This is a genomic window from Streptomyces sp. NBC_00691 (assembly GCF_036226665.1).
Classification (GTDB): Bacteria; Actinomycetota; Actinomycetes; order Streptomycetales; family Streptomycetaceae; genus Streptomyces.
Map to the genome: position 1 here is coordinate 4,162,387 of NZ_CP109007.1, position 24,518 is coordinate 4,186,904.

At 71.5% G+C, this 24,518-nt stretch carries 22 protein-coding genes; 8 read left to right on the plus strand and 14 right to left on the minus strand.

The annotated features are described in order from the left end of the window. Positions 1 to 20 precede the first annotated feature (20 nt). Positions 21 to 1,733, plus strand: a complete 1,713-nt coding sequence (locus OG392_RS18735) for a GAF domain-containing sensor histidine kinase (protein ID WP_329280847.1) — start codon at positions 21 to 23, stop codon at positions 1,731 to 1,733. Between the two features lie 67 nt (positions 1,734 to 1,800). On the opposite strand, the gene OG392_RS18740 is transcribed toward OG392_RS18735, so the two are convergent. After that, entirely contained in the window at positions 1,801 to 2,682 is an 882-nt protein-coding gene (locus OG392_RS18740) for a Cof-type HAD-IIB family hydrolase (protein ID WP_329280849.1), read from the minus strand. A gap of 286 nt (positions 2,683 to 2,968) precedes the next feature. On the opposite strand from OG392_RS18740, the gene OG392_RS18745 reads away from it, so the two are divergent. Then, positions 2,969 to 3,463 (plus strand): DUF6083 domain-containing protein, encoded by a 495-nt coding sequence (locus OG392_RS18745; protein WP_329280851.1) that lies wholly within the window; start codon positions 2,969 to 2,971, stop codon positions 3,461 to 3,463. Between the two features lie 116 nt (positions 3,464 to 3,579). Here the strand turns inward: OG392_RS18745 and OG392_RS18750 are convergent, their stop codons facing one another. From OG392_RS18750 to OG392_RS18775, 6 genes are all read right to left on the minus strand, one after another. Further along, positions 3,580 to 4,473, minus strand: a complete 894-nt coding sequence (locus OG392_RS18750; RefSeq protein WP_329280853.1) for an LLM class flavin-dependent oxidoreductase — start codon at positions 4,471 to 4,473, stop codon at positions 3,580 to 3,582. 25 nt (positions 4,474 to 4,498) lie between these two features. Then, positions 4,499 to 4,951 (minus strand): hypothetical protein, encoded by a 453-nt coding sequence (locus OG392_RS18755; protein ID WP_329280856.1) that lies wholly within the window; start codon positions 4,949 to 4,951, stop codon positions 4,499 to 4,501. A gap of 56 nt (positions 4,952 to 5,007) precedes the next feature. Then, positions 5,008 to 5,577, minus strand: coding sequence for an RNA 2'-phosphotransferase (locus tag OG392_RS18760; protein WP_329280858.1), 570 nt, complete (start codon positions 5,575 to 5,577; stop codon positions 5,008 to 5,010). 122 nt (positions 5,578 to 5,699) lie between these two features. After that, positions 5,700 to 6,647 carry a MerR family transcriptional regulator gene (locus OG392_RS18765; RefSeq protein WP_329280860.1) on the minus strand — a complete coding sequence of 316 codons (948 nt, stop codon included), beginning with the start codon at positions 6,645 to 6,647 and terminating at the stop codon, positions 5,700 to 5,702. Positions 6,648 to 6,773: 126 nt separating this feature from the next. After that, positions 6,774 to 8,567 carry an SDR family oxidoreductase gene (locus OG392_RS18770; RefSeq protein WP_329287356.1) on the minus strand — a complete coding sequence of 598 codons (1,794 nt, stop codon included), beginning with the start codon at positions 8,565 to 8,567 and terminating at the stop codon, positions 6,774 to 6,776. Further along, a complete protein-coding gene (locus OG392_RS18775; protein ID WP_329280862.1) occupies positions 8,567 to 9,400 on the minus strand; it encodes a M24 family metallopeptidase in 834 nt (277 codons plus the stop codon). The genes OG392_RS18770 and OG392_RS18775 overlap by 1 nt, the downstream gene beginning before the upstream one ends. Before the next feature lie 285 nt (positions 9,401 to 9,685). Between OG392_RS18775 and OG392_RS18780 the strand changes: the two genes are divergently transcribed. The 4 genes from OG392_RS18780 to OG392_RS18795 are packed head-to-tail and all read left to right on the plus strand — an operon-like array spanning position 9,686 to position 13,263. Further along, positions 9,686 to 10,669 carry an ABC transporter ATP-binding protein gene (locus OG392_RS18780; protein ID WP_329287357.1) on the plus strand — a complete coding sequence of 328 codons (984 nt, stop codon included), beginning with the start codon at positions 9,686 to 9,688 and terminating at the stop codon, positions 10,667 to 10,669. Next, entirely contained in the window at positions 10,666 to 11,568 is a 903-nt protein-coding gene (locus OG392_RS18785; protein ID WP_329280863.1) for an ABC transporter permease, read from the plus strand. Before OG392_RS18780 ends, OG392_RS18785 begins: the two co-directional genes overlap by 4 nt. A 49-nt stretch (positions 11,569 to 11,617) precedes the next feature. Then, positions 11,618 to 12,529, plus strand: coding sequence for an ABC transporter ATP-binding protein (locus OG392_RS18790; RefSeq protein WP_329280865.1), 912 nt, complete (start codon positions 11,618 to 11,620; stop codon positions 12,527 to 12,529). A gap of 14 nt (positions 12,530 to 12,543) precedes the next feature. Continuing rightward, positions 12,544 to 13,263, plus strand: a complete 720-nt coding sequence (locus OG392_RS18795; protein ID WP_329280869.1) for an ABC transporter permease — start codon at positions 12,544 to 12,546, stop codon at positions 13,261 to 13,263. Between the two features lie 87 nt (positions 13,264 to 13,350). On the opposite strand, the gene OG392_RS18800 is transcribed toward OG392_RS18795, so the two are convergent. Further along, positions 13,351 to 14,649 (minus strand): CynX/NimT family MFS transporter, encoded by a 1,299-nt coding sequence (locus OG392_RS18800; RefSeq protein ID WP_329280871.1) that lies wholly within the window; start codon positions 14,647 to 14,649, stop codon positions 13,351 to 13,353. Next, the gene (locus OG392_RS18805) at positions 14,646 to 15,326 is read right to left on the minus strand and encodes a FadR/GntR family transcriptional regulator (protein WP_329280873.1); all 681 of its coding nucleotides are present in this window, start codon (positions 15,324 to 15,326) and stop codon (positions 14,646 to 14,648) included. Before OG392_RS18805 ends, OG392_RS18800 begins: the two co-directional genes overlap by 4 nt. Before the next feature lie 123 nt (positions 15,327 to 15,449). Between OG392_RS18805 and lpdA the strand changes: the two genes are divergently transcribed. Next, a complete protein-coding gene (lpdA, locus tag OG392_RS18810) occupies positions 15,450 to 16,853 on the plus strand; it encodes a dihydrolipoyl dehydrogenase (RefSeq protein ID WP_329280876.1) in 1,404 nt (467 codons plus the stop codon). A gap of 88 nt (positions 16,854 to 16,941) precedes the next feature. Continuing rightward, complete coding sequence (locus tag OG392_RS18815; protein ID WP_443054812.1) at positions 16,942 to 17,532, plus strand: rhomboid-like protein; 591 nt, start codon at positions 16,942 to 16,944, stop codon at positions 17,530 to 17,532. Positions 17,533 to 17,678: 146 nt separating this feature from the next. Here OG392_RS18815 and OG392_RS18820 read toward each other — a convergent pair whose 3' ends face one another. The 5 genes from OG392_RS18820 to OG392_RS18840 all read right to left on the minus strand — a co-directional run bounded on the left by OG392_RS18820 (position 17,679) and on the right by OG392_RS18840 (position 24,513). Next, the gene (locus tag OG392_RS18820; protein WP_329280880.1) at positions 17,679 to 18,485 is read right to left on the minus strand and encodes an HAD family hydrolase; all 807 of its coding nucleotides are present in this window, start codon (positions 18,483 to 18,485) and stop codon (positions 17,679 to 17,681) included. Beyond that, positions 18,482 to 19,771 carry a serine--tRNA ligase gene (gene serS, locus OG392_RS18825; RefSeq protein ID WP_329280882.1) on the minus strand — a complete coding sequence of 430 codons (1,290 nt, stop codon included), beginning with the start codon at positions 19,769 to 19,771 and terminating at the stop codon, positions 18,482 to 18,484. The genes OG392_RS18820 and serS overlap by 4 nt, the downstream gene beginning before the upstream one ends. 497 nt (positions 19,772 to 20,268) lie before the next feature. Next, complete coding sequence (pheA, locus tag OG392_RS18830; protein WP_055602630.1) at positions 20,269 to 21,204, minus strand: prephenate dehydratase; 936 nt, start codon at positions 21,202 to 21,204, stop codon at positions 20,269 to 20,271. Positions 21,205 to 21,285: 81 nt separating this feature from the next. Beyond that, positions 21,286 to 22,557: an iron uptake transporter deferrochelatase/peroxidase subunit gene (gene efeB, locus OG392_RS18835; RefSeq protein ID WP_329280885.1), complete on the minus strand. Its 1,272-nt coding sequence runs from the start codon at positions 22,555 to 22,557 to the stop codon at positions 21,286 to 21,288. Between the two features lie 3 nt (positions 22,558 to 22,560). Further along, positions 22,561 to 24,513: a copper resistance CopC/CopD family protein gene (locus OG392_RS18840; protein WP_329280887.1), complete on the minus strand. Its 1,953-nt coding sequence runs from the start codon at positions 24,511 to 24,513 to the stop codon at positions 22,561 to 22,563. Between the last annotated feature and the right edge of the window lie 5 nt (positions 24,514 to 24,518).

Consider the following 24,518-nt stretch of genomic DNA (forward strand, 5'->3'; position numbering starts at 1 on the left):
GACTTACTAGGCTCAAGCCCATGACCGCCGCAGCGTCCGACGCCCCGGACCCCCTGGAAGCCGCCACTCAGGCCACCCGCAGCCTCCAGGGGCTGTCCACGGAGCTGACCGCCCGCGTGCCACAGCTCCTGGAAGCCATGCGCTCGGTGGGCACCGGGCTCGAACTCCACTCCACCCTCGACCGCATCTGCGAGACCGCCGCCGAACTCGCCGACGCCCGCTACGCCGCCATCGGCGTCGTCGACGAGGAGGGCAAGGGCCTGTCCGACTTCGTCACCTTCGGCGTCGACGAGGACGTGGCCCGTCGGATCGGGCACCGTCCCGACGGCCACGCGGGACTGCTCGGCGCGCTCATCCGCGACCCGCAGACGATCCGCCTCGCTGACCTCTCGGCCGATCCGCGTGCGGCGGGCTTCCCTCCCGGACACCCGCCGATGCGGACCTTCCTCGGCGTGCCCATCCGCGTCCAGGGCGAGATCTTCGGCAATCTGTACCTCGCGGAGAAGCACGGTGGCGGTCAGTTCAACGACTACGACGTCCACATGGTCCGGGTCCTCGCCACCGAGGCGGGCATCGCCATCGGCAACGCGCGTCTGTACGAGGCCGCCCGCCAGCGCGAACGGTGGATCGACGGCTCGGTCGCCGTCACCACCGCCCTCCTCTCCGGCGGCGACGCGGACGACGCCCTCACCGTCGTCGCCGAACAGGCCCGCCGCCTCGCCGACGCCGACGCCGGGATCGTGCTGCTGCCCGCCGAGGACGGCGGCCTGGAGATCGTCGCCGTCTCCTCGCCCCGGCCCACGAAGTCGCTCGGCGTGGTCATCCCGCCCGAGAGCGCCGTCGTGCGGCGGCTCCTGGAGGGCGAGGCCGTCTTCGTGGCGGACGCCTCGGCGGACCCGCGCATGATCAGCCGACTGACCTCAGCGTACGGACCCAGCATGATGCTGCCGCTGCAGAGCGGCGGACGGGTGCTCGGCGCGCTCGCCACCCCGCGGCTGCGGGGCAAGCGCCAGTTCACCGAGACGGAGCGGACGCTCGCCAGCCAGTTCGCCTCGCAGGCGGCGCTGGCCCTGATGATGGCCGACGCGCAGCGGGACCGGGAGCGCCTCGCCGTGTACGAGGACCGCGACCGGATCGCTCGTGACCTGCACGATCTCGTCATCCAGCGGCTCTTCGCCACCGGCATGATGCTGGAGAGCGCCCAGCGCCGGTCGATCGTGCCGGCCGTGCGCGACGGCGTCGGCAAGGCCGTGGACGAGCTGGACGTGACCATCCAGGAGATCCGTACGGCGATCTTCGCGCTCCAGCAGGGCCCTGCCGAGGCCCCGTCGGGGCTGCGCACACGCGTCCTGCGGGAGATCAACATGGCGGCCGTGCCGCTGGGCTTCAAGCCCGCGCACCGCTTCCTCGGCGCGATCGACTCGACGGTCGGCGAACTCACCGGCAAGAACCTCATCGCCGCCCTGCGGGAGGCGCTGTCCAACGCCTTCCGGCACGCGGAGGCGAGCCGGATCGAGGTGGTCGTCGACGCCGGCGTCACCCTGCCCGACGGCTCCGCCGGGGTACGGCTCGAGGTCGCCGACGACGGCATCGGCATCCCGGCGGGCGGGCGGCGCAGCGGTCTGCGGAATCTGGCGCGCCGGGCCGAGTCGCTGGGCGGAGCGAGCTGGTGCGGGCCGGGCCTCGGGGAGGACGGCGGCGGGACGACGGTGGTGTGGGAGGCGCCGCTGTAGGCCTCGGGCCGTCACGGAGCAGCCTGAGGGCGCGGGCTTTCCGCAGGCGTGTCTTCCCGGGTGCGGCTCAGTCCCGCGGTGCCGTGGTTCCGGCCGCGCGCAGGGCGTCGGCCACCAGCCGTTCGACGACGACGGCCACCCCGTCCTCGTTGTTGCCGACCGTGCGGCCGGAGGCGGCGGCGATCACCTCGGGGTGCGCCTCGCCCATCGCGTACGAACGGCCCGCCCAGCTCAGCATCTCGATGTCGTTGGGCATGTCGCCGAAGGCCGCGACCTCGTCGGCCGAGATCCCGCGCTCGGCGCAGCACCGGGCCAGGGTGGACGCCTTGGAGACACCGAGGCCGCTGATCTCGATGAGGGCGGAGGGCCCCGAGCGGGTGAACGAGGCCCGGTCCCCGGCGGCCTCCCTGGCCAGCGCGAGGAACACGTCGGGGTCGAGGTCCGGGTGCTTGGCGAGCAGCTTCAGGACCGGGGCCGCCGCGCCGGGCGCCTCCTCGAAGAGGAGCTTCTCGGCGGTGGCGACGGTCGCGCCGGGGTCGAGGTGGAACGGCGGGTAGTGCGGCTCGTAGTGGATGCCGGTGGTGAGCTCGACCGCGAAGGAGCTTCCGGGCGCGGCGGCGCGCAGGGCCACGACGACGTCCATGGCGGCCGACCGCTCCAGCGGGCGCACCTCGACGAAGGTGCCGCCGGCGTGGAGGTCGACGACGGCGGCGCCGTTGGCGCAGATCGCGAGGCCGTGGCCGTGGACGTGGTCGCTGACGACATCCATCCAGCGGGCCGGGCGGCCGGTGACGAAGAAGACCTCGATCCCGGCCCGCTCCGCGGCGGCGAGGGCGGCGACCGTGCGCTCGGACAGGGACTTGTCGTCGCGCAGGAGCGTGCCGTCGAGGTCGGTGGCGATCAGTCGGACCGTCGGGGCGGGCGTGCGCGGGGAACGGGGAGTGGTCACCGCACCATTCTTCCGCACCGAACGCACGGGCGTGCGGGGAGCCGCACATATGAGTGACCGGTTTCGGGCAGGCCCTGCCCTGGCGGCCGGGTGCTTACGCCCCGACGTGGCCGTAAACGTCCGTTCGTTTTCGGGCTGACGGGGAAGATCCCTGGGAGCTGATGACGTCTCAAGGGGGCGGGGCATGGGCTCGGGCCGGAGAAACGACGAGTGCGACTCCTGCGGTGCGCCGTACGGGACGTGGGTCCCGAGTCTCGGCATGGTGCTCTGCCCGCGGTGCGAGGGAGTGGGAGCGGCACATCCCGTCCGGGACCCGGTGCTGGTCGGAGACGTCCTGGCGGGTCTGGTCGACGCCGCGGCGTTCGCGGCGCGCGGTGGCGGGGTCGTACGGGACATCCGCTGCGGGGAGGCGATACGGGACGCGCGGCCCGTGGCCGTCGGTGTGCCGGAGCCCCGTTCAGGAGGATCCACCCCCTCCGTACCGAGAGCGGTGGATCCGGTCACCTCCGCCTGCCGGCGGTGCGGGGGCCGGGGCAGCTGGTACCGGACGGTGCGGGGCCGCTGGATCATGATCGAGCCCGGGGAGCTGGCCACCGTCGCGGTTCCGGCGGGCAGCCGGTGGCGGGTGACGGGGGACGGGACCGCGGTCAACCTGGGCTCCGCCGTGCCGTCCGACACGTGCCGGGTCAGTCACTTCGACGTCTGCGCGGCGGGTCCGGAGCCGGTCGGCTCCCTCGCCCTGCTTGCCCTGTGGCGCGGCCACGCCCGGCGGATCGCCTGATCCACCGGGCGGGAGCCGCGGCGACCCGGTGCCGGGCGGATGCCGCTGCGACCGCGCGCCGGGCGGATGCCGCGGCGACCCGGTGCCGGGCGGATGCCGCCCCGGTGACCGGGGCGTCAGCCCAGCTGGGCGAGCGCCTCCGTGGCGATCCGCTCGAAGACCTGCTGGTCGGCGGCGAAGTCGGAGTCCGGGATCGGCCAGTGGATCACGAGCTCGGTGAAGCCCAGTTCGCGGTGGCGCCCCGCGAAGTCGACGAACGCGTCCACGGACTCCAGCGGGCGGCCGCGGTCCGGGGTGAAGCCCGTCAGGAGGACCTTGTCGAGCTCGGCCACCGCGCGTCCGGTGTCGGCGCACGCCTTGCCGAGCTTCTCGATCTGGCCGCGCAGCGCCACCACCGACTGCTCCGGGGTGCCGTCCTCGAAGATCTTCGGGTCACCCGTCGTCACCCACGCCTGCCCGTACCGGGCCGCGAGCTTCAGCCCGCGCGGACCGGTGGCCGCGACCGCGAACGGCAGGCGGGGGCGCTGGACGCAGCCGGGGATGTTCCGGGCCTCGTCCGCCGAGTAGAAGGTGCCCCGCTGCGTCACCGCGTCCTCGGTGAGGAGCCGGTCGAGCAGCGGTACGAACTCGGCGAAACGGTCGGCGCGCTCCTTCGGCGTCCATGGCTCCTGCCCCAGCGCGGTGGCGTCGAAGCCGTTGCCGCCCGCGCCGATGCCGAGCGTGATCCGTCCGCCGGAGATGTCGTCGAGCGCCATCAGTTCCTTGGCGAGCGTCACCGGGTGGCGGAAGTTCGGCGAGGTCACGAGCGTGCCGAGCCGGATCCGTTCGGTCGCCGTGGCCGCTGCTGTGAGCGTGGGCAGGGCACCGAACCACGGGCCGTCCCGGAAGGTCCGCCAGGACAGGTGGTCGTAGGTGTAAGCGGCGTGGAAGCCGAGTTCTTCGGCCCGCTGCCAGGTCTTCTGCCCCTCGCTCCATCGGTGGATGGGGAGGATCACCGTACTCAAGCGCATGACTGCCACGATACGCGCGGGAGGTTCAGCGGACGGTGCGGTTCATCCAGGGGGTGAGCGAGGCGCCGGGGACGAGTTCCTTGTACGTCTCGTCGCCGGGCAGCGGGACGACGAGCCACCAGCCGGGCGGGAAGAAACGTCCCTTCACGTGGGCGATGCCGCTGTGGACCGCGCGGACGAAGGCGGGGACGGAGTCACGGGGGACGTCCGCGAACTCGATGCCGTCGACGATGATCCGGGCGTCGTCCTCCGGGAAGATCTGGACGGTCACGGAGGGCGAGCCGCCCAGTTCCACATAGGCCTCGTGCGGCAGGGAGCCGTCGTGGTCGAGGACGGCGAACGCGCCGGAGGACGTACGCCGGGACGTCTGGTCCGCGCCGATGTCGTCGGTCACCGTCATCTCCAGGTTGAACTCCCGGGCGAGCTCGCGGATCGCGACGACGGCCGCTTCGGTGCTGGGCAGGTGCGGGTGAGCCATGGGAACGATCATGCCTCAGCCGGACCGGGCCGGGCAGTCCCCGCCGGGGACCGGTCTCAGCCGGGAAAGCGGAGGAACTCCGGTGGGACGGTCTCGGCGAGCCAGACCCCGTTGGCGCTGACGCGGAAGACGTGCCCTGCCCTGTGCATGGCGCCGGCGTCGACGGCGATCACGACCGGCCGGCCGCGGCGTGCGCCCACCCGGGTCGCGGTCTCCCGGTCGGGGGAGAGGTGGACGTGGTGGCGGGCCATGGGGCGCAGCCCCTCCGCCCGGATCGCGGGAAGCACCGCGGCGACCGTACCGTGGTAGAGGTACGCGGGCGGTTCCGCGGGCGGCAGGTCGAGGTCCACCTCGACGGTGTGGCCCTGGCTGGCGCGGATGCGGGTGCCTTCGACGGCGAAGCGCTTCTTGTCGTTGGTCGCGACGACGTGGTCGAGTTCCGCGCGGGTGACCGGGAAGTTGTTGCGGGCGAGCGCCGCGAGCAGTGTGTCGATCTCCGTCCAGCCCTGGGGATCGAGGACGAGGCCGATGCGCTCGGGCTGATGCCGCAGATGCTTGGAGAGGTACTTCGAGATGCGCACCGTACGGCGGTCGTCCGGTGGTGGTCCGGGATGTTGTCGGGTCATTCCGTCAGGATGGCGGAGCCTGGATCGCCGGGCCATTGATTTTGATGCACAGGTTTGATCCACAGCCAAAGTGAGTTATCCACAGGGTAGTTGGCAATTCTGTGGACAACGCGCCTTGTTTTTCAGGTGGATTGAGTAAATTCACCACTGATTTGGTGACTTGTGGCAAGAGTGTCCAATGTCCGCTTGTGGAGCTCTCGTTCGGCGGCAGCCGCGAAGAAGGTCGCGACTCCTTCCGGACCCACCAGATCCTGAACGGCCCGCACGGTCCCGGCCGGTAGCGCCACCGGCCGCGGCTCGTCGTCCCTCGCCGGAGGCGCGTGGGGCGACAGATGAAGCTGCAGATGCCGGGTGGCCAACAAACGCATTGCCCGAGCCAGTTCGGCGTCCACCGTCTGCTGGGCCAGCGGCCGAAGGCGCCGGACCATCGTCGCCGCCTCGCTCGCGTCGGCGTCCGTCGGCGGCCGGTGCTCCAGATAGCGGGCGAAGACGTGCTCGGTCGTGAACTCCAGGAAACGGGAGGCTATGTGCTCGACCTGGTCCCGAAGTTCTCGTAGGTGCCCGGTGATTGCCGCGAGCGGCACCCCCGCCGCGTACAACTCGGCCGCCACGGCCAGCTCCTGGGGACTCGGTACGAGGTACTCCTCCGTCTCCCGGTCCGCCAGGGGCTCCAGTACGCCGAGCTCGACGGCCTCCAGGATCGCCGCCTCGTCCGGCGTTCCGCCGAAGCGGGCGTCGAGTTCCGCCCGGGAGATCCGGTCCGCCTCCTCGTCCGTCCACGGGCCGTGCACCTCGGCGACCAGACCGAGCACCCCGCCGAGTCCCCGGCCGGTGTCCCAGGCCTCCAGGAGCTCCTTGATCGAGGCCAGGGTGTAGCCCCGGTCGAGAAGGTCGGCGATCTGCCGGAGCCGCGCGAGATGCGCGTCCCCGTACACGTTCGACCTGCCCCGCCGCTCCGGGCGGGGCAGCAGCCCGCGGTCCTGGTAGGCGCGGATCGTCCGGACCGTGGCCCCGCTGTGATGGGCGAGATCCTCGATCCGGTACTCCGGCTGTGCTGACTGCTCGGACAAAACCGCTCCCACCGACCGCTCGCTCCACCCCGCCCTCGCGGGGCCCCTCCTGCAGGGGATCGATCGTACGACCGCCGTGCCGGCCCGAACCCGCGCGGGCACGACGGCCGCTCCCGACGGCCCGCCCTACGCCGGCGGCTGCCACCGGGCGAAGGCCCGTAGCGTTCCCGGGCTGAGCCGGGACAGGAGGTGCGCGCCCCGCGCCTCGGGTGTCACCGGGACGACCGCGCGGTTGTGCAGGACCGCCCCCAGGATCGCGTCCGCGACCTTCTCCGGCGGGAAGTTCCGCAGGCCGTACAGCCGGGACGCCTTCCGTTGGCGCCGCTTCTCCTCCGTCTGGTCGGTGACCCCCGCGAACCGAGTGGTCGCCGTGATGTTGGTGTTGACGATGCCGGGGCATATCGCGGAGACCCCGATGCCCTGGTCGGCCAGCTCGGCCCGCAGGCACTCGCTGAGCATCAGCACCGCCGCCTTCGACGTGCTGTACGCGGGCAGGGCGCGGGAGGGCTGGAACGCCGCGGCGGACGCGGTGTTGACGATGTGGCCGCCCTGGCCGCGTGCCGTCATCTGCGCGCCGAAGACCCGGGATCCGTGGATCACGCCCCACAGATTGACGTCGAGGACCCGCTTCCACTCCTCGCTGGTCGTGTCGAAGAAGGAGCCGGTGAGTCCGATGCCCGCGTTGTTGACGAGGACGTCGACGACTCCGCAGTCGCTCGCCACCTTCGCGGCGAGCTTCTCCATCGCCTGTTCGTCAGCGACGTCGACGGTCTCTCCCCAGGCCTCCGGAGCGCCGATCAGCCGGGCCATCTCGGCCGTGCGGACGGCTCCTTCGGCGTCCCGGTCGACGGCGACGACCCGGGCGCCCGCCTCAGCGAACGCGAAGGCGGTGGCCCGTCCGATGCCGCTGGCCGCGCCGGTCACCAGGACGAGCTGACCGCCGAACCGCTCGGCGTACTCCGGCTTCACGCCGGTCCTCGCCACCGTCGCCGCGACGGGCCGGGGCGCCCTGGTCGCCGGTTCCTCGTGGGTCCGGACGAAATCGCCGATCCAGGACGACAGTTGGTCGGGACGGGTGCGCGGTACCCAGTGCTTCGCGGGGAGCGTGCGCCGGGTCAGCTCCGGCACCCAGTCGCCCAGGTCGTCGTAGAGCCGCTCGGAGAGGAACGCGTCGCCGGTCGGTGTGATCAGCTGCACGGGCGCGTGCGCGTACGCGTCGGGGCGCGGCCTGCCGAGCCGGGCACGGACGTTGTCCCGGTAGAGCCAGGCGCCGTGCGCGGCGTCGCTCGGCAGCGAGGGCGTCGGGTAGTCACCGGCGGGGACCTTCTCGACGCGCTCCAGGATCTTCGGCCAGCGCTTGCCGAGCGGGCCGCGCCAGGCGAGCTCCGGAAGCACGGGCGTGTGCAGCATGTACACGTACCAGGACTTGGCTCCCTGGCCGAGGAGCTGGCCGACCCGCCGCGGGGTGGGCCGGGTCATCCGCCGCTTGATCCAGTGTCCGAAGTGGTCGAGGGAGGGACCCGACATGGAGGTGAAGGAGGCTATCCGGCCCTCGGTGCGCGGGACGGTCACGAACTCCCAGGACTGCACCGATCCCCAGTCGTGGCCGACGAGGTGGACGGGCCGGTCGGGGCTGACGGCGTCGGCGACCGCGAGGAAGTCGTCCGTCAGCTTCTCCAGGGTGAAGCCGCCGCGCAGCGGTGCCGGCGCGGTCGAGCGGCCGTGGCCGCGGATGTCGTAGAGGACGACGTGGAAGTCCTCGGCCAGCCGGGCGGCGACCTCCGTCCACACCTCCTTGGAGTCCGGGTAGCCGTGCACGAGCAGCACGGTGGGCCGGCCCTCCTCGCCGAGTTCGGCGACGCACAGCTCGATCCCGCCCGTCCGTACCCAGCGCTCCCGTGCTCCGTCGAGCCCCGCCATCAGATCGTCCCCTCGTTCCATCGCCGCACGTGCGGCAGATCGTCGTCCAGCCAGAACGCGCTCTGCTCGGGGTCCCGGGAGTCGGTGACGACCAGGATCTCCTCGAACTTCGCGCCCGTCCCCCGGAACCCGAGGTGCGGCTCGACCGCCCACAGACCGGGCTGCGGTGGGTGGTCGGAGAACGTGTACGGCGACCAGAGCGGCGACCAGCCGTCCCGGTGGCCGTGCAGGGCGTCGCTCGCGAGGCCCTTGAGCGCCTGGGTGCCGAAGCCGAAGACGGTCGGCGACCAGCGGCGCTGCTTCACCCGGTCGATCTTGTGGGCGATGACGCCGAAGGGGTAGGCCCGGTGCCGGTTGGCGTACCCCTGCCGGACCATGAGGCGGTCCACGTCCTGGTAGATCTCACGGAGAGTGCGGCGCTCGCGCACCTCGCGCAGGATCAGTTCGCGGTGGTCCTGGAGATCGGCGAGCAGCTTGTCGTGCAGGGGATCGAGCCCCAGGCAGCCGCTGTAGCCGATGTCGGCCGTGTATCCCTTGAACACCGGGGCCATGTCGAGGATGAACGGCATCCCCGCCTCGAGACGCCGGTTCGTCGGGAAGAACTGCAGCGGGATCTTGAAGTCGACGAAGGCGGTGCGGTCCCCGAACCAGGCGAACGGCCGGTGGAACCAGTCCCGCACCCCCCGCTCGTACAGCCACTCCCGCTGCATCCGCGCGGCCTCGCGCTCGGTCACCCCGGGCTTGAGCTGAGCCGCGACGGCCTCCGCGCACTCGTAGGAGAGCCGCTGTACTTCCCTGAACCCCCGCAGCTCCGCGGAGAGTTCGCCTGTCATCGCTGAGGCCATGCCACCCGCCGTCCCGTGTGAGCGCCCGACTGCGCTACGCGTCCGTAACTTGACACCGATGAATGTGACAATGCTCGGCGGCTGCGTCAAGGGGTCCGACGACGCCCTGTGGAAAAGCGGCCGTCCTGGAGCGCCGCACCCGGCCGCGAGCCTGTGGAAAAAGACTTTCGTCGCGAGCTCCCCTACTGGCTTGTACTCCTCTGGTCGGACAAGGATCGAGCCGTTGGGCTGACGACCGCTGTGGCGCAGGCCACTACCGTCGGAGGCGTGACTGTGATCGCGACCGAAAGCCTCAGCAAGCGGTTCCCCCGGGTGACCGCTCTTGACCGGCTCTCCCTGGACATCGGACCCGGTGTGACCGGACTCGTGGGTGCCAACGGAGCCGGCAAGTCCACCATGATCAAGATTCTGCTCGGACTCTCCCCCGCCACGGAGGGCACCGCGCAGGTCCTCGGCATGGACGTCCGCACGCACGGCGCGGAGATCCGCGAGCGCGTGGGCTACATGCCCGAGCACGACTGCCTTCCGCCGGACGTCTCGGCCACCGAGTTCGTCGTCCACATGGCGCGGATGTCCGGGCTGCCCGCGACGGCCGCCCGCGAGCGGACCGCGGACACCCTGCGGCACGTGGGTCTGTACGAGGAGCGGTACCGCCCGATGGGCGGCTACTCGACCGGCATGAAGCAGCGCGTGAAGCTCGCCCAGGCGCTGGTCCACGACCCGAAGCTGGTCCTCCTGGACGAGCCGACGAACGGTCTGGACCCGGTCGGCCGGGACGAGATGCTGGGACTGATCCGCCGGGTCTGGACCGACTTCGGCATCTCGGTCCTCGTCACCTCGCACCTGCTCGGCGAGCTGGAGCGCACCTGCGACCACGTCGTCGTCATCGACGGCGGCACGCTCCTCCGCTCCAGTTCCACCAGCGACTTCACCCGGACGACGACGACGCTCGCCGTCGAGGTCACCGACTCCGACCGGCACACCGACGGCACGGCGGCCCTCCGCGCCGCCCTCGCCGCCGCGGGTGTCACGCTCCACGCGGGCGTGGAGGAGGGCCTGCCCGGCGCCGGCCACATCCTCCTCCTGGAGGCCCCGGGCGAGGAGACGTACGACCTCGTGCGGGACACCGTCGCCGACCTCGGCCTCGGTCTCGTCCGCATGGAGCAGCGCCGCCACCACATCGCCGAGGTCTTCCGTCCCGAGGCGTCCCCGCAGCACGAGGACCCGCAGCAGCCCGAGGAGGTGCAGGCCCGATGAGCACCCCCGCCCCCCAGGCCGCTCCCGACACGACCCGCATCCACAACATCGGCTACCGCTCCTACGACGGCCCGAGGCTCGGCCGGGCGTACGCGCGCAGGTCGCTGTTCTCGCAGTCCCTGCGCGGCGCGTACGGCCTCGGCCGCAGCGCCAAGTCCAAGGTGCTGCCGATGCTGCTCTTCGGCGTGATGTGCGTACCCGCGCTGATCATCGTCGCGGTCGCCGTCGTCACCAAGCAGACCAAGCTGTCGATCGAGTACACGCAGTACGCGATCTTCCTCCAGGTCGTCATCGGCATCTACCTGGCCTCCCAGGCGCCGCAGTCGGTCTCCCGCGACCTCCGGTTCCGGACCGTGCCGCTGTACTTCTCCCGGCCGATCGAGCGCGCGGACTACGTGCTCGCCAAGTTCGGCGCGATGGCCTCGGCGCTCTTCCTGCTGACCGCGGTCCCCCTCCTGATCCTCTGGATCGGCTCCCTGCTGGCCAAGATGGACTTCGGCACGCAGACGCAGATGTTCGGCCAGGGACTGGTCTCCGTGGCCCTGCTCTCGCTGCTGTTCGGCGGCGTCGGACTGGTCATGGCGGCGCTCACCCCGCGCCGCGGCTTCGGTGTCGCCGCCGTGATCGGTGCGCTGACGATCTCGTACGGAGCGGTCTCCACGCTCCAGGGCATCGCGTACGGCACGGACAACCTCGGCGCCATCTCCTGGCTCGGCCTGTTCTCGCCGATCACGCTCATCGACGGCGTGCAGACCGCCTTCCTCGGCGCGCCCTCCTCCTTCCCCGGAGGCGAGGGCCCGGGCGCCGGTGTCGGCGCGGTCTATCTGCTGGTCGTCCTCGCGCTCGTCGCCGGCTCGTACGGCACCCTGATGCGCCGCTACCGAAAGGTCGGGCTGTGACAGCCGTCCCGTCGCCCGCCACCACCCCTCTAAGGAATGGGCTGCGCCCATGAGCATCCTCTCTATCGACCACGTCTCCCGATGGTTCGGAAACGTCGTGGCCGTGAACGACGTCACGATGACGGTGGGCCCGGGTGTCACCGGCCTCCTCGGGCCGAACGGCGCGGGAAAGTCCACTCTGATCAACATGATGGGCGGTTTTCTCGACCCCTCCACCGGCAGCGTCACCCTCGACGGGCGGACGATCTGGGGGAACGAGTCGGTCTACCGCGAGATCGGCGTGGTGCCCGAGCGGGAGGCGATGTACGACTTCCTCACCGGCCGCGAGTTCGTCGTGGCGAACGCGGAACTGCAGGGCCTCGGCGCCGAGGAGGCCCAGCGGGCGCTGGCCACGGTCGAGATGGAGTACGCGCAGGACCGCAAGATCTCCACGTACAGCAAGGGCATGCGGCAGCGCGTGAAGATGGCCTCGGCCCTCGTGCACGACCCGTCGGTGCTGCTGCTCGACGAGCCGTTCAACGGCATGGACCCGCGCCAGCGCATGCAGCTGATGGACCTGCTGCGGCAGATGGGCGCGGACGGCCGCACGGTGCTGTTCTCCTCGCACATCCTGGAGGAGGTCGAGCAGCTCGCCTCCCACATCGAGGTGATCGTGGCAGGGCGGCACGCGGCGTCCGGCGACTTCCGCAAGATCCGCCGGCTGATGACGGACCGGCCGCACCGCTACCTGGTCCGCTCCAGCGACGACCGGGCACTCGCCGCGGCGCTGATCGCCGACCCGTCCACGGCCGGCATCGAGGTCGACCACGTGGAGGGCGGACTGCGCATCCAGGCGGTGGACTTCGGGCGGTTCACCGAACTGCTGCCGAAGGTCGCGCGCGAGCGGGGGGTCCGTCTGCTGACGGTCTCGCCCTCGGACGAGTCCCTCGAATCGGTCTTCTCGTACCTCGTCGCGGCCTGAAAGGAGCCTGACCGATGTACAACCCCACAGTCGCCCGGCTCACCTACCGGGCCCTCCTCGGCCGCCGCCGGGCCCTGATTCTCTTCCTGCTGCCCGGCATGCTGCTGCTCATCGCCGCGGCGGTGCGCGCCTTCAACGGAGCGGACGACCAGGTCGCGGCCGACGTCCTCGGCGGCTTCGCGCTGGCCACGATGGTCCCGCTGATCGGTGTGATCGCCGGAACGGGCGCGATCGGACCCGAGATCGACGACGGCTCGATCGTCTATCTGCTGTCCAAGCCGGTGAAGCGGCCCTCCATCATCTTCACCAAGCTGATCGTCGCGATCGCCGTGACGATGGTCTTCTCGGCGGTGCCGACGTTCATCGCCGGTTTCATCCTCAACGGCAACGGCCAGCAGGTCGCCGTGGCGTACACGGTGGCGGCGCTCGTGGCCTCCATCGCCTACAGCGCGCTGTTCCTGCTGCTCGGCACGATCAGCCGGCACGCGGTGGTCATCGGCCTGGTCTACGCCCTGGTGTGGGAGGCCCTGTTCGGCTCCCTGATCGAGGGGGCGCGCACCCTGAGCGTCCAGCAGTGGGCGCTCGCCCTCGCCGAGAAGGTCACCGGCGACGGCCTGATCACCTCGGAGGTCAGCCTCACCACGGCGGTCGTGCTCCTCTCCGCGGTCACGGTCGCGGCGACCTGGTTCGCCGGCTTCAAGCTCCGCACGCTGAAGCTGGCGGGCGAGGAGTAGAGGCGGACATGCAAGCGGTACGGCTCCGAGGCCGGGCGTCCCACCCCGGGAGCCCCACCCCGGAGCCGCACCGCAACCCCCCTCCCCTCACACCGTCCGGTCCCGGGCCGCGAAGAGCCCCACGGTGAGGGCCGCCGCGCAGACACCGAGGACGACGCAGATCGGCAAGGTCCAGGAGCCGGTGGCCTGGTGCAGGGCGCCGGCCGCGAGCGGCCCCGCGGCGGCGAGCAGATAGCCGACCGTCTGGGCCATCCCGGAGAGCCGGGCCGCGGTCACCGCGTCCCCGGAGCGCAGCACGATCAGGGTCAGAGCGAGACCGACCGCGCCGCCCTGGCCGACCCCGAGCACCGCCGACCAGAGCCAGGCACCCTCCACCGGCGCCACCATCAGACCGGCGTAACCGGCCGCGACCAGCGTCGTGACCAGGACGATCAGTGGACGCTGGCTCCGCATCCGGCCGGCGAGCAGCGGCACCACGAAGGCGCCCGCGACCTGGATCAGGTTGTTGAAGGCGAAGACGACACCGGCCGCGGAACGGCTCATCCCGTGATCGGTGAAGATCGTCGGCATCCAGGCGATCAGCACGTACGACCACAGCGACTGCAGTCCCATGAAGAGCGTGACCTGCCAGGCGAGCGCCGAGCGCCAGACGCTCACCGGGCGGGCGCCGACGGCCGGGACGGCCCGTACCGCGTGGCCTGTACGGCCCCGGGCGATCAGGACCTGGGGCAGCCAGGCGACGGCGGCGATCACGGCGAGCAGGGACCAGAAGCCGAGCGAACCCTGCCAGCCGCCGCCGAGCGCCTTCTCCAGCGGCACCGCGGCCGCCGCCGCGACCGTAGCACCGGCGATCATCGCGCCCGTGTAGACCGAGGTCATCGCGGCGGCCCGGTCCGGGAAGTCACGCTTGATCAGGCCCGGCATCAGTACGTTGAGCAGGGCGATCGCCGTGCCGACGAGGATGCCGCCGCCGTACAGCGCGTACACGGAGGGCAGTACGCGCGCGAGGATGCCGACGGCGAGCAGCAGCAGGGCCCCGAGCAGCACGCGTTCGGCGCCGAAGCGGCGCCCCAGCCAGGGCGCGACCAGCGCGCCCACGCCCAGGAACAGCACCGGCACCGAGGTCACGAGCGAACTCGCCGTCGAGGAGAGCCCGAAGGCGCCGGATATCTCGCCGACCAGCGGCGCCACGCTCGCGAGCGCGGCCCGCATGTTCAGCGAGGCCAGCACGATCCCGGCGAGGAGCAGCGCCGGATGCGCGAGCAGCGCCCGCCGCGCCGCCGCGCCGGTGGCCGACGCCGTGACCCCGGCCTCCGCGTCGACGAGCACCGGCGGCGGTACGGGTGAGGGTGTGGCGGACCCCGCCGTCCGGGTCTCCGCGCTCATCGGGAGGTCTCCGTGAGTGCCGTGACCGTCTCCATGGGGACCCGCAGCAGCTCGCGGGCCTGCCGGTCCGCCGCTTCCGGGTCGCCCGCCTCGATCGCCGTGACCAGGGCCTCGTGGGCGTCGATGTCGACCGGAGGCATCTCCCGGTCGCCGAGGGCCTCCACGAGGACCTCGTGGACCTGGGCGGAGAAGAAGCGGTAGACCTCGACGAAGGCCGTGTTGTGGGTGGCGCCGACGACCGCGAGGTGGAAGGCGAGGTCGGCGTCCGCGTTCCGGTCGCCCTCCTCGCGCAGGGTGGTGAGGGCCGCCCGGAGCCGCAGCAGGTCGTGGGTGTCCCGGCGGGCCGCCGCGAGCCGGGCCGCCTCGGCCTCCAGTGCAACCCGGAGTTCGAGGACGTCGGCCGCGCCCGCGTGCCGTACCCCGCGCAGCACGGCCGCCGGATCGGCGGTCGACCTGACGAAGGTGCCGTTGCCCTGACGGGATTCGAGGAGGCCCGCGTGGACCAGGACCCTGACCGCCTCGCGGACGGTGTTGCGGCCCACACCGAGCTGCTGGGCGAGCTCGTGCTCGGTCGGGACGCGGTCGCCGACGGCCCACTCGCCGTCCGCGAGCTGTGTCCGCAGCTGGTCCACCACGGAGTCCACCAGCGAGGTCCGTCCCGTCGCCCTGAGTGCCATGCCGTTCCGACCTCTCCATTTGCCCGGTTGCCCGGTCATCCTACAACTGACTGCGGGCGGGACACCGGACTACTGTGGGCCCGTACGCGGACCGAACACCCTCACCACCCTCGGGAGTCAGTCATGTCAGACCGCTTCGACGTCGTCGTACTCGGAGCTGGCCCCGGCGGCTACGTCGCCGCCATCCGCGCCGCCCAGCTGGGCAAGCGGGTCGCGGTCGTCGAGGAGAAGTACTGGGGCGGTGTCTGCCTGAACGTCGGCTGCATCCCCACCAAGGCGCTGCTGCGCAACGCGGAACTGGCCCACATCTTCAACCACGAGGCCAAGACCTTCGGCATCAAGGTGGACGGCACCGTCTCCTTCGACTACACCGAGGCGTTCCGCCGCAGCCGCTCGGTCGCGGACGGCCGCGTCAAGGGCGTTCACTTCCTCATGAAGAAGAACGGGATCACCGAGTTCGACGGCCGGGGAACCTTCCTCGACGCGAACACCCTCCAGGTCGCCAAGTCCGACGGCACCTCGGAGACGATCCAGTTCGACAACTGCGTCATCGCCACCGGCGCCACCCCGCGCCTGCTCCCCGGCACCGCCCTCAGCGACCGCGTCGTCTCGTACGAGCAGCAGATCCTCGCCGAGAACGCGCCGCAGTCGATCGTCATCGCCGGCGCCGGCGCGATCGGCATCGAGTTCGCGTACGTCCTCAACAACTACGGCACCAAGGTCACGATCGTCGAGTTCCTCGACCGGATCGCGCCGCTGGAGGACGAAGAGGTCTCCAAGGAGCTGGCGAAGCAGTACCGCAAGCTCGGCATCGACGTCCTGACCTCGACCCGTGTCGAGGCCATTGACGAGACCGGCCCGCAGGTCCGCGTCACCGTCACCGGCAAGGACGGCGCCCAGAAGGTCCTGGAGGCCGACAAGGTCCTCCAGGCCATCGGATTCGCCCCGAACGTCACCGGTTACGGCCTCGAGGCCACCGGCGTCGCGCTCACCGAGCGCGGTGCGATCGACGTCGACGGCCGCTGCCGCACCTCGGTGCCGCACATCTTCGCCATCGGTGACGTCACCGCGAAGCTGATGCTCGCGCACACCGCCGAGGCCATGGGCGTCATCGCCGCCGAGACCATCGGCGACGCGGAGACCATGGAGCTCGACTACCCCATGATCCCGCGCGCGACCTACTGCCAGCCGCAGATCGCCAGCTTCGGCTGGACCGAGGCGCAGGCCCGCGAGAAGGGCTACGACGTCAAGGTCGCCAAGTTCCCCTTCGTCGCGAACGGCAAGGCGCACGGTCTCGGCGACGCCACCGGCTTCGTCAAGATCATCGCGGATGGGACGCACGGCGAGATCATCGGCGCCCACCTGATCGGCCCCGACGTCACCGAGCTGCTCCCCGAGCTGACCCTGGCGCAGCAGTGGGATCTCACCGTCCACGAGGTCGCCCGGAACGTCCACGCGCACCCGACGCTGGGCGAGGCCGTGAAGGAAGCGATCCACGGCATTGCCGGACACATGATCAATTTCTGAGGTCCACACCGTTCGGGGTGATAGGCACGGACACGTGCCTCCCGAGACCTCCCCGGGTGGCGAACCGTCCCGACCGATCAGGTCGTGGGTGCGTTCGTCACCCGGTACGCATCTCTGGCTCGCGGTCATCGCGATCACCAGCCTCGTCATCGCGCTGTCCCCCCAAGGCCTCGAGACCTATCTGCTGCACCGCAACAGCAGCAATCTCCACCAGCTGTCCCACCACCCGCTGCGGGCCCTGCTCGGCAGCGCGTTCTGGATCGAGGACCCGGCCGACCTGCTGCTGTACGCGGCGCTGTTCGAGCTGGTCCACGCGCCCGTGGAGCGCTGGCTCGGCACGGTGAAGTGGCTCTTCGTCGTCGCCACGGCCCATGTCGCGGCGACTCTGATCAGCCAGCAGGTCGTGCTCGTGGCCATCCGCCTCCACGACGTGCCGCGCAGCATGGCGCATGTCGTCGACATCGGGGTCAGCTACGGTCTGGCCGCCTCGGCGGGAATCCTCACCTACCGGCTCGCCCGCCCCTGGCGCTGGCTCTACCTCGCGGGGGTGGTGGCCTTCTTCGTCGTACCCCTGCTCGCGGACCGCACGTACACCGATCTCGGGCACGCGATCTCGCTGGCCATCGGCCTCGGCTGCTACCCGCTCACCCGCGGAAAACCGTTCGACCCCGGACGGTGACCCGGCGCACACTGGTCGCACGGGGGAGACGGGGGTTCCCCCGAGGAGAACGGGGCGGCCGCTTCGAGCGCGTGGACCTGGTCCACGCGGGCCGCCCCTTCTCTCTTCCCCGGGGCCGGTCGGACCGGCGACAGGCGCCGTGCCGGTCAGGCGGACAGCAGGCGTTCCAGGACGACGGCGATGCCGTCCTCCTCGTTCGAGGTCGTGACCTCGTCCGCCACCGCGCGCAGTTCGTCGTGCGCGTTGCCCATGGCGACGCCGTGGGCGGCCCAGCCGAACATCGGGATGTCGTTGGGCATGTCGCCGAAGGCGATCGTCTCCGCCGCCTTCACCCCCAGCCGGCGCGCCGCCAGCGAGAGACCGGTCGCCTTGCTCAGACCGAGCGGCAGGATCTCCACCACGCCGGGCCCCGCCATGACGACGTCCACGAGACCGCCGACCGTCGCACGGGCGGCGCCGGTCAGCTCGTCGTCCGTCATGGTCGGGTGCTGGAGGTAGAGCTTGGTCAGCGGTGCCGCCCACAGCTCCGCCGGGTCCTCGTACGGCACGTACGGCAGCGGCCCCGGGTGCGCCCGGTAGCCGGGGCCCATCAGGACCTCGCCCTCCAGACCGTCGCGGCTCGCGGCCAGCGCCAGCGGGCCGACCTCCGCCTCTATCTTCGAGAGGGCGAGCCCGGCCAGCTGCCGGTCCAGGGTCAGCGAGGTGAGCAGCCGGTGCTCGCCCGCGTGGTAGACCTGCGCGCCCTGCCCGCACACCGCGATGCCCTCGTAGCCGAGGTCGTCCAGGATGTGCCGGGTCCAGGGCACGGCCCGGCCGGTGACGACGATGTGCGCGGCGCCCGCCTCCGTGGCGGCGGCGAGCGCGTCCCGCGTGCGGGCGGAGACGGACTCGTCGGCGCGCAGGAGCGTGCCGTCGAGATCCGTCGCGACCAGGCGGTAGGGGAAGGGGCTCACTTGGCGATCGGCTCCAGGACCTCACGGCCACCGAGGTAGGGCCGCAGCATCTCCGGGACGCGCACGGAACCGTCGGGCAGCTGGTGGTTCTCCAGGATCGCCACGATCGTGCGCGGTACGGCGCACAGCGTGCCGTTCAGTGTGGCCAGCGGCTGCACCGTCTTCTTGCCGCCCTGCTCGTCGCGCATGCGGACGGAGAGGCGGCGGGCCTGGAAGCTGTCGCAGTTCGAGGCCGAGGTCAGCTCGCGGTACTTGCCCTGGGTCGGGATCCAGGCCTCGCAGTCGAACTTGCGGGAGGCGGAGGAACCGAGGTCACCGGTGGCGACGTCGATGACCTGGAACGGCAGCTCCAGACCGGTCAGCCACTGCTTCTCCCACTCCAGGAGCCGCTTGTGCTCGGCCTCGGCGTCCTCCGGCGCGACGTACGAGAACATCTCGACCTTGTCGAACTGGTGGACGCGGAAGATGCCGCGGGTGTCCTTGCCGTACGTGCCGGCCTCGCGGCGGAAGCAGGGCGAGAAGCCCGCGTACCGCAGGGGCAGCTTGTCCGCGTCGATGATCTCGTCCATGTGGTACGCCGCGAGGGGCACCTCGGACGTGCCGACGAGGTAGTAGTCGTCCTTCTCCAGGTGGTACACGTTCTCCGCGGCCTGGCCGAGGAAGCCGGTGCCCTCCATGGCGCGCGGACGGACGAGCGCCGGGGTCAGCATGGGGATGAAGCCGGCCTCGGTGGCCTGCGCGATCGCCGCGTTGACCAGGGCGAGCTCCAGGAGGGCGCCCACGCCGGTCAGGTAGTAGAAGCGCGAGCCGGAGACCTTGGCACCCCGCTCGACGTCGATGGCGCCGAGCGCCTCGCCGAGCTCCAGGTGGTCCTTGGGCTCGAAGCCCTCGGCCGCGAAGTCGCGGATGGTGCCGTGCGTCTCGAGGACGACGAAGTCCTCCTCGCCGCCGACCGGGACGTCGGTGTGGACGATGTTCCCGAGCTGGAGCAGCAGCCGCTTGGCCGTCTCGTCGGCGTCGTTCTGCTCGGCCTCGGCGGCCTTGACGTCGGTCTTGAGCTGTTCGGCCTTCTGGAGGAGCTCGGCACGCTCTTCCGGGGTGGCCCTGGGGATCAGCTTGCCGAGCGCCTTCTGCTCGGATCGGAGCTCGTCGAAGCGGACGCCGGACGACCTGCGCCGCTCATCGGCGGAGAGCAGGGCGTCGACGAGCGCGACGTCCTCTCCACGGGCGCGCTGGGAGGCGCGAACACGGTCGGGGTCCTCACGGAGCAGGCGAAGGTCAATCACCCCACCAGGCTACCGGTGCGCGTTCGCCCGCCCCCACCGGATAACCTCACGCGTGTTGTCACGCGTGACGTTATGCCCGAATTGATACCCGTGAGAATGCCGGGAGCCGGGCTCTGCATTTAGTTATCCACAGGCTGTGCGGAAGATCTGTGGACTACGGGGAAGATCGCGTGGATTTCCTGCCCCCGCCCTGGGAATTCCGTGATCAAACGGCATTGGGGCACTCATTTGGGTGGGAATTGCTCGCTCCAAAGAGTTGGTCGAGCGAACCGCGCTGACGAGGGCTTCCTGTCTGCACTGTGGACAGCCGGCCGGGGTCGAGGAGTGGCTAGGGCGATTTGTCGACCTTGTCGGGGCGGGCTGTCGACTTGTCCCCAGGCCGAGCCCGGGACCTGTGGATAACTGCTGTGGGTAACTGAAAAATATGCAGGTAGGACTACTGGTTCGCACCTGTGGACGAACGCTCCCGCCATCGGGAGCGTTCGGTCACCATCGGGTCAGGCCCGACCGTCCTGGGCCCTCGCCAGCCAGTCGGAGGCCGCCATGAACTCCCCGTCCGAGGTGCCGCGCCGCAGCGCCGCCACGTCCTCGACCGCGACGCCCGCCCTCGGGTACGAGCCGAGGAAGCGCACCTTGGGGCAGATCCGCTTGAGCCCCATCAGCGCCTCGCCCACGCGCCGGTCCGAGATATGGCCCTCGGCGTCCACGGCGAAGCAGTAGTTCCCGATCCCCGCCCCCGTCGGCCGGGACTGGATCAGCATCAGGTTCACCCCGCGCACCGCGAATTCCTGGAGCAGTTCGAGGAGGGCACCCGGATGATCGTCACCCAGCCACAGCACCACCGAGGTCTTGTCCGCGCCGGTCGGCGCCGCGGGCCGGGCCGGCCTGCCCACCAGGACGAACCGGGTCTCGGCGTTCTCCGCGTCGTGGATCTCGGTGACCAGCGCCTCGAGGCCGTACGTCACCGCCGCGAACTCCCCCGCGAAAGCAGCGTCGAAGCGGCCCTCCTGCACCAGCCGGGCCCCGTCCGCGTTGGACGCGGCGGACTCCCACAGCGCCTCGGGGAGATGCGCCCGCAGCCAGTTCCGGACCTGCGGCTGGGCCACCGGGTGGCCCGTCACGGTCTTGATGTCCGACAGCTTGGTCCCAGGCCGCACGAGCAGCGCGAAGGCGATCGGCAGGAGCACCTCGCGGTAGATCATCAGCGGCTCGCCGGAGGCCAGTTCGTCGAGGGTCGCGGTCACCCCGCCCTCGACCGAGTTCTCGATCGGGACGAGAGCGGCGGCGGCCTCCCCGTTCCGCACGGCGTCGAGCGCGGCCGGGACCGAGACCATGGGGACGAGTTCCCTCGTCGCGGCCTCGGGCAGCGTACGCAGCGCGGCCTCCGTGAAGGTGCCCTCGGGGCCGAGATACGTGTACCGGGTGGCGGACATACCGTCACCCTAATGGGCCCCGGAGCCGCGGGCCGCCCGCCCGGCGGGACACGCGTGCCCGCCGGCGGACGACCCGGCAGGTCAGGACTCCAGCAGCCGCTGTCCCACGTACTCGCCCTCGGCGGGACCACCGGGGACCGCGAAGAGGCCGCTCGCCTCGTGCCGGATGAAGGCGGACAGCGCGTCGCCCCGGTCGAGCTTGCGCTGCACGGGCACGAAGCCCCTCAGCGGGTCGGCCTGCCAGCAGATGAAGAGGAGACCGGCGTCCGGCGTCCCGTCGGGAGCGATCCCGTCGTGGAAGGAGAACGGCCTGCGCAGCATCGCCGCCCCGCCGTTCTGTTCGGGGGCGGAGATACGGGAGTGGGCGTTGTCCGGGATGACCGTCGCCCCGTCCGGACCGCGCTTGTTCAGGTCGAGCTCGGCGTGCTCACCGCCACCGGTGAGCGGCGCCCCGTCGGACTTCCGCCGCCCGATCACCTTCTCCTGCCGGTCCAGCGGCAGCTTCTCCCAGTCGTCCAGCAGCATCCGGATCCGGCGCACCACCGCGTACGAGCCGCCGGCCATCCACTCGGTCGCGTCCCCCGTGCCCGCCGGGACGAAGATCCGCCGGTCGAAGTCGGGATCGGAGGCCCTCGGATTGCCCGTGCCGTCGATCTGGCCCATCAGGTTGCGGCCCGTCATCGGCTTCGCGGTGGCGCCGGCCGAGCGGTTGAAGCCGTTCATCTGCCAGCGCACCCGGGCCGCGTCGCCCGCGTCCTTCTGGAGGGCGCGCAGCGCGTGGAAGGCGACGAGCGCGTCGTCGGCGCCGATCTGCACCCACAGATCACCCTCCGAGCGCCGCGCGTCCAGGGCGTCGGCGGAGAAGGCGGGCAGCGGGTCGAGCGCGGAGGGGCGCCGGGCGGTGAGCCCGGTCCTGTCGAAGAACGTACGGCCGAAGCCGAAGGTGACCGTGAGGGAGGAGGGGCCCGCGTCGAGCGCCACTCCGGTGTCCCCGGCGGGGGCCTTGCCCGCCATCAGCGCCTCCGCCGTCGCCGACCAGCGGCGCAGCAGGGCGGTCGACTCCTTGCGACCTGCGCCGGGGGCGAGGTCGAAGGCGATCAGATGGCCGTGGGACTGCGAAGGCGTGGTGATGCCCGCCTGATGTTTCCCGTGAAACATCACCTGGGTCGAACCGACCGTGGTCAGCGCCGGAGTGCCGTCGGTACCGGCCCCGTCGGTGGTGCCGCCGTCCGACCCGGCCGTGGTGACGCCGACGCCGCCTGCCGCGCCGATGACGAGTCCCGCCGCGCCCGCCGCGCCGACGGTGCCGAGCAGCCGTCGCCGGGAGATCTCAAGAGTGTTGTTCTCGGTCAAGGATCAGCCGATCTTCACGTTCTTCTCGATGGTGGTCTGGTCGATCTCGGACGTCCGGACGGTGACCTCGATCGACCACTCGCCGGGCATCGGGATCTGGACGCCACTCGCGCTCCAGTGCCCGGTCTGGATCCGGTCCGGGGCGACGGGCAGCGGGCCGACGTCCTTGGCCTCCAGCGTGAGGGCGACCTTGATCTCAGGCACGTCCAGCGGCTTGCCGTTGGGCCGTTCGACGAAGAGGTGGAGGGCGTTGGCACCGGTACGGCCCGGGTCGAGGCTGAGCCGGACGATTCCCTTGCCGTCGACGCCGCCGGTGTCGAAGGGCAGCCGGATGTCGACGGGCCGGTCGGGCACGGCGGCCGGGCCGGAGGCGGTGGTCCCGCCCTGCCCCGCCTCCTCCTCGGTGCGGCCGGGCTCGGTCGAGGTGAGGACGGTGGTGACGGCGAGGAGCACGACGGCGACGGCGGCCTCGGTCAGCACCGAGCGGCGCAGTCCGGCCCGCTCCGGGTCCGCGTCCCGCTCCCGCTTGCGCCGGGCGGTGGCGACGGCGGCCTGCTGCCGGGCGAGCTGAGCGGCCCGCTCGGGATCGGCGGTCTCGGCACTCCCCGGGCCCTCGCTCTCTTCGGTCCCCTCGCTCTCTTCGGTCCCCTCGCTCTCTTCGGTCCCCTCGGTCTCTTCGGTCCCCTCGGTCTCTTCGGCTTCCTGGGCCGGTTTCGGGTCGGCCAGGCGCTGGGTCCAGCGACGCGAGATCCAGGCGATGCCGATGAGGACACACATCAGGCCGATCTTGACGAGCAGCAGCTGCCCGTAGCGGGTCCCGGTCAGCGCGGACCAGGAGCCGACCTGGCGCCAGGACTGATAGAGCCCGGTGGCCGCGAGGACGACCACGGAGCCGAAGGCCACCCTGGAGAAGCGCTCGATCGCCGAGCGATCGACGGACGGCGCCTTGTAGAGGGAGACGAGCAGCACCGTGAGACCGCCGAGCCAGGCGGCGACGGCCAGCAGGTGCAGGATGTCGACGGGCATCGCGATCCCGGGCTGGATACCGGTCGACGCGTGTTCGGCCAGGGCCCAGGTGCCGGCGATTCCGGCGGCGACGACGATGCCGCCGACCCCGAGCCCGAAGGCGAGGTCCTTCTTCTCCTTCGGGTCGGTCCGCCGGGCGTAGGCGCCGAAGAGGACGGCCACGAAGAGCGCGGCCGCGCCGAGCAGCAGCAGCCGGGAGGTGAGCGCGGCGCCGGTCTTCGTCTCCAGGACGGCCTTCAGGCCAGCCAGGTCGAAGGCGTCGGAGAGTTCACCGGAGCCGGTGTACGGGTTGCGCAGGAGCAGCAGGACGAGGGTGGCGCCGGTGAGGGTCAGCCAGCCCCGGACCACGGTCTGCTGGACCGGGCGGACGCTCGCGCCGCGTGGCCAGCAGGCCAGGACGAAGGCGCCGCCGCCGACGAGGACGGCGAACCCGGCGTAGGAGACGTAGCGCGCGATGCCGTAGAGGGTGCCGACGAGACCGCCGCCGGCCGTCCGGTCGGGCAGGGCCACGGATGTCGTGGAGGGGGCGCCGATGGAGAAGGTGAAGGCGCCGGAGATGGGGTGGCTGTCGGCCGAGACGGTCTGCCAGGCCACGGTGTACGTGCCGTCGGGGAGACCGGCCCTGAGCGCCACCCCGTAGCGGACGATCGAGCCGCTGCAGAGGTCGAGTATCTCGCCGGTGTCGGCCCGCCGGCCCGCCGGATCGAGGACCCGGATCGAGTCGGCGCTCATGGCGACCTGTTCGGAGAAGGTGAGGTTGACCTCCTTGGGAGCGGTGGCGACCACCGCCCCGTCCTTCGGATCGCTTCCGGTCAGCGCCGCGTGCGCGGACGCGGGGCCGGCACCGGCGAGCAGCGTGCCGAGCAGCGCGGCCGCGAGGATCAGCAGCCGGGCCAGGGCGGTACCGAGGCGCGGGGCGGTGGTTGTCATCTTCC